The organism is Streptomyces sp. NPDC017890 (assembly GCF_044328675.1).
Taxonomy (GTDB): domain Bacteria; phylum Actinomycetota; class Actinomycetes; order Streptomycetales; family Streptomycetaceae; genus Streptomyces.
This window is the reverse complement of sequence record NZ_JBIRHU010000067.1, coordinates 1-5,110: the sequence shown is the minus strand read 5'-3', so window position 1 is coordinate 5,110 and position 5,110 is coordinate 1. Positions and strand designations below refer to the sequence as shown.

The 5,110-nt window shown below is 72.8% G+C and carries 1 protein-coding gene; it reads left to right on the top strand.

All coding sequences use genetic code 11. The features are described 5' to 3' along the window. Positions 1–5,110: SDR family NAD(P)-dependent oxidoreductase (locus tag ACH4F2_RS35035; protein WP_398136727.1), on the top strand; the 5,110-nt coding region annotated here is incomplete at both ends.

Sequence of the window (5,110 nt, the reverse complement as noted above, 5' to 3'; positions counted from 1 at the left end):
CCGTCGAAGCCCACGGCACCGGCACCACCCTCGGCGACCCCATCGAAGCCCAAGCACTCCTCGCCACCTACGGCCAGAACCGCGACACCCACCACTCCCTCCTCCTCGGCTCCGTCAAATCCAACATCGGCCACACCCAGGCCGCCGCCGGCGTCGCCGGCATCATCAAAATGGTCCTCGCCATGCAACACGGCGTACTCCCCCAAACCCTCCACATCGACCAGCCCACCCCCCACGTCGACTGGTCCACGGGCTCGGTCAGGTTGCTGACCGAGGCCACCGAGTGGCCCGAGACGGACCGCCCGCGCCGCGCCGGCGTCTCCGCCTTCGGTGTCAGCGGCACCAACGCCCACATCGTGCTCGAGCAGGCGCCGGAGGCGGTGGCCGAGGCCGAGCGGGAGCGGACTGTGCTGCCGGTGGTGCCGTGGGTGATCTCCGGTGAGAGCGAGGCTGCGCTGAGGGCGCAGGCCGAGCGGCTGCGGGCCTTCGTAGAGGGTGACCCCGGGCTCGATCCGGTCGACGTGGGCTGGTCGCTGGCGTCCACGCGTGCGGCGCTGTCGCACCGTGGCGTGGTGGTGGGTACGGACCGCGACGAACTGCTCCAGGGCCTGGGCTCGCTGGTTCCCGGTGTGCCGGTGGACGGTGGCCTGGGCGTGCTGTTCGCCGGTCAGGGGTCGCAGCGGCTCGGCATGGGCCGTGAGCTGCACAGCGCGTTCCCGGTGTTCCGGCAGGCGTGGGACGAGGTGTGCGGGGCGCTGGAGGATCATCTGGACCGGCCGCTCGCCGAGGTGGTGTGGGGTGAGGACGCCGACCTGCTGAGCGAGACGGTCTACACGCAGGCCGGTCTGTTCGCCCTGGAAGTGGCGCTGTTCCGGCTGGTGTCCTCGTGGGGCGTCCGGCCCGGTCACCTCCTCGGCCACTCGGTCGGCGAGCTCGCGGCCGCCCACGTGGCGGGTGTGTGGTCGCTGGCGGACGCGGCGAAGGTGGTCGCGGCACGCGGCCGTCTGATGCAGGCCCTGCCCGAGGGCGGCGCGATGGTTTCCGTCGCCGCCCCGGAGGCGGATGTGCTGCCGCTTCTGGACGGTGGGGGCGCGGCGATCGCCGCCGTGAACGGTCCGTCGTCGGTCGTGGTGTCCGGTGACGAGGACGCCGTCCTGTCCGTGGCCGAATCCTTGGCCGCCCGCGGGGTGAAGACTCGGCGGCTGCGGGTCAGTCACGCGTTCCACTCACCGCGCATGGACGCGATGCTGGCCGCGTTCGACGAGGTGCTCCGGAGCGTGGACTTCCATGCTCCCGGCATTCCCCTGGTCTCGAACGTCACGGGCGCGGTCGCCGGGGAGGAGCTGTGCTCCCCGGAGTACTGGATGCGGCACGCCCGGGGAACCGTACGGTTCGCCGACGGCCTGGAGACGCTGCGCGCGGCGGGTGCCGTCACGTTCCTGGAGCTGGGTCCCGACGGCTCGTTGTCGTCGCTGGCGAACGGTGACGGGGTCCCGGCGCTGCGGCCCGGCCGGTCGGAGGCGGGCACGCTGACGACGGCGCTGGGCGGACTGTTCGTCCGCGGTGTCGAGGTGGACTGGCGTGCGGTGTTCGCGGGCGCCCGGCCGGTGGCGCTGCCCACGTACGCGTTCCAGCGTGAGCGCTACTGGCTGCGGGAGGGCCGGCCGCGGCCGGACGCCGACGGGTGGCGTTACCGGCTGACCTGGGAGCCGGTCACCGGCGCTGCCGAGGCGACCGGCGCGGCGTTGCCGGGCACCTGGTGGGTGGTCACCGAGCCGGCCGACGGCCCGGGTGTGACCTCCGGCGAGGGCATGCCCGCCCACGCGGAGGTGGCCGCCGCGCTGCGTTCTGCCGGAGCCGATGTGCGTGTCATGTCCGTCACGGAGCTGACCGGGACGTCGCCGGAGGACGGTCCGGACCGGGGGGTGGTCGCGGGCGTGGTCTCCGTGCTGTCCGTCGAGTCGACCGTCGCCACCGTGCAGGCTCTCGGCGCCGCCGGTGTCCACGCACCCCTGTGGTCCGTCACCCGGGGCGCGGTGCGCGTGGACGACGGTGACGTGGTGGATCCCTGCCAGACCGAGGTGTGGGGGCTGGGCCGTGTGGTCGCTCTCGAGCACCCCGACCGGTGGGGCGGACTCGTCGACCTGCCCACCGAGCTCGACGAACACACGGTCGCATCCCTGTGCGCCGTACTCACCGGCACCACAGGCGAGGATCAGATCGCCATCCGCACCACAGGCACCTGGGCCTGCCGGCTCAGCCGCGCACCCCATGCCACCACCGAACCCTCCACCTGGCAAAGCCGCGGAACCGCACTCATCACCGGCGGCACCGGTGCCCTCGGCAGTCACGTCGCCCGCTGGCTCGCCACCACCGGCACCGACAGCATCGTCCTCACCAGCCGCCGCGGCCCCGACACTCCCGGAGCCCACGAACTCGCCACCGAACTCGAAGCACTCGGTATCCGTACACGAGTCGTCGCCTGCGACGTCACCGACCGCGACGCCCTCGCCGAGCTCCTCACCACCATCCCCGACCTGCGCACCGTCGTTCATGCCGCCGGAGTGCCCAGTTGGGGCGCGGTCGACGGGCTGGCTCCGTCCGACTTCGCCGAGAGTGTACGGTCGAAGGTCGTCGGCGCGCGGCACCTGGACGAGCTGACGCGCGGGACGGAGCTGGACGCCTTCGTCCTGTACTCGTCGATCGCCGGCGTGTGGGGCAGCGGCAACCAGTCCGCGTACGCCGCCGCGAACGCCTTCCTGGACGGACTGGCACACCGGCGCCGCGCCGACGGCCTCGTCGCCACTTCGGTGGCCTGGGGCATGTGGGACGGCGGCGGCATGGCCGCGGGCGGTGAGGAGTTCCTCGCCGAGCGTGGCGTGTCGGGCATGGCGCCTGAACTCGCGATCGCGGCATTGCAGCGGGCGGTGGGCGACGACGAGACGGCGATCGTGGTCGCCGACGTGGACTGGGGACGCTTCCGCCCGCGCTTCACGGCCCTGCGGCCGAGCCCGCTGCTGAGCGGGCTGCTGGCGGAGGTGGCGGCCACGGCGGCGCAGACCGGCCCGTCCGCCGCGGTGCCGGCCGGCGCCTTCGCGGCACGGCTGGCCGGCATGCCGGCCGAGGAGCGGGACCGGACCGTCACGGAGCTGATCCGGACGCGGGCCGCCGAGGTGCTGGGCCACCCGCAGCCGGCCGCGCTCGATCCGAACCGGACGTTCCAGGAGCTGGGCTTCGACTCACTGATGGCGGTGGAGCTGCGCAACCGGCTCGACGCGGTCACGGAGCTGACGCTGCCCGCGTCGGTGATCTACGACTATCCCACTCCGACGGCGCTGGCGGAGCACGTGTGCCGTGAGGCGCTGGGGAACGCCGAGGAGGTCTTCGCGCCGCTTGCCGTCCGCGCGGCGGGTGACGACCCCGTCGTCATCGTCGGCATGAGCTGCCGCTTCCCGGGCGGGGCCGACTCTCCCGAGTCTCTGTGGGAGCTGGTGAGCTCCGGCGGCGACGCCATCTCCCCGTTCCCCACCGACCGCGGCTGGGACCTCGACGGTGTGTACGACGCCGACCCCGAACGCTCCGGCCGGTCGTACGTGCGGGCAGGCGGCTTCCTCTACGATGCCGCCGACTTCGACGCGGACTTCTTCGGCATCTCCCCGCGCGAGGCGACGGCTATGGACCCGCAGCAGCGACTGCTGCTGGAAACGGCATGGGAGGCGTTCGAACGGGCCGGTATCTCCACGGCCGACCTCAAGGGCAGCCAGACCGGTGTGTTCGTCGGTGCGTCGTCCCAGGGTTACGGCGGCGGGGAAGGCGAACTGCCGGAGGGAGCGGAGGGATACCTCCTCACCGGCAACGCGGGCAGTGTCGTCTCGGGACGGCTCTCCTACACGTTCGGGCTGGAGGGGCCGGCGGCGACGGTGGACACGGCGTGTTCGTCGTCGTTGGTCGCCCTGCACTGGGCGGTCCAGGCACTGCGGAACGGCGAGTGCTCGCTGGCGCTCGCCGGCGGTGTGACCGTCATGGCGACGCCGGCCACCTTCGTGGAGTTCTCCCGGCAGAAGGGTCTGGCGGCTGACGGCCGCTGCAAGCCCTTCGCGGCCGCCGCGGACGGTACGGGGTGGGGTGAGGGTGTCGGCATGCTGCTCGTGGAGCGGCTGTCCGACGCCGTGCGGAACGGACATCAGGTGCTGGCCGTGGTCCGGGGCTCCGCCGTCAACCAGGACGGCGCCTCCAACGGCCTCACCGCCCCCAACGGCCCCTCCCAGCAGCGCGTCATCCGCCAGGCCCTGGCCAACGCCGGCCTGTCGACGTCCGACATCGACGCCGTGGAGGCCCATGGCACGGGCACGACGCTGGGTGACCCCATCGAGGCCCAGGCGCTCCTCGCCACCTACGGCCATGACCGCGACACCGACCGGCCCCTCCTCCTCGGCTCGGTCAAGTCCAACATCGGCCACACCCAGGCCGCCGCCGGCGTCGCCGGCATCATCAAGACGGTCATGGCGATGCGCCACGGCGTACTCCCCCGCACCCTGCACGTCGACGAGCCCACCCCGCACGTCGACTGGTCCATCGGCGCGGTGGAGCTGGTCACCGAAGCGACGCGATGGCCCGAGACGGGGGCACCGCGCCGTGCGGGCGTGTCCTCGTTCGGTGTCAGCGGCACCAACGCGCACGTCATCCTCGAACAGCCTGTGCCTCCGCACGAAGTGCCCGAAGCGTCACCGGAAGGGGAACGCGGGGAAATGCCCGCGGTGCCGTGGGTGCTGTCCGGGCACGACCACGATGCGCTGAGGGCTCAGGCCGTCCGGCTGCGGTCCTTGGTGGGACGACGCCCGGAGCTCGACTCGGTGGACATCGGCTGGTCCTTGGTCTCGGCCCGGACGCTGCTGCCGCACCGGGCGGTCATCGTCGGTTCGGACCGGGACGAGTTGCTGCGTGGGCTGGAGGCGGTGGCGAACGGTGAGCCTGCCCCCGGCACGGTGGCCGGCACGGCCACGCCCCCGTCCGGTGTGGTGTTCGTGTTCCCGGGTCAGGGGTCGCAGTGGACCGGCATGGCCCTCGAACTCCTCGACACCAACCCCGTCTTCGCCGACCGCATGCGCGC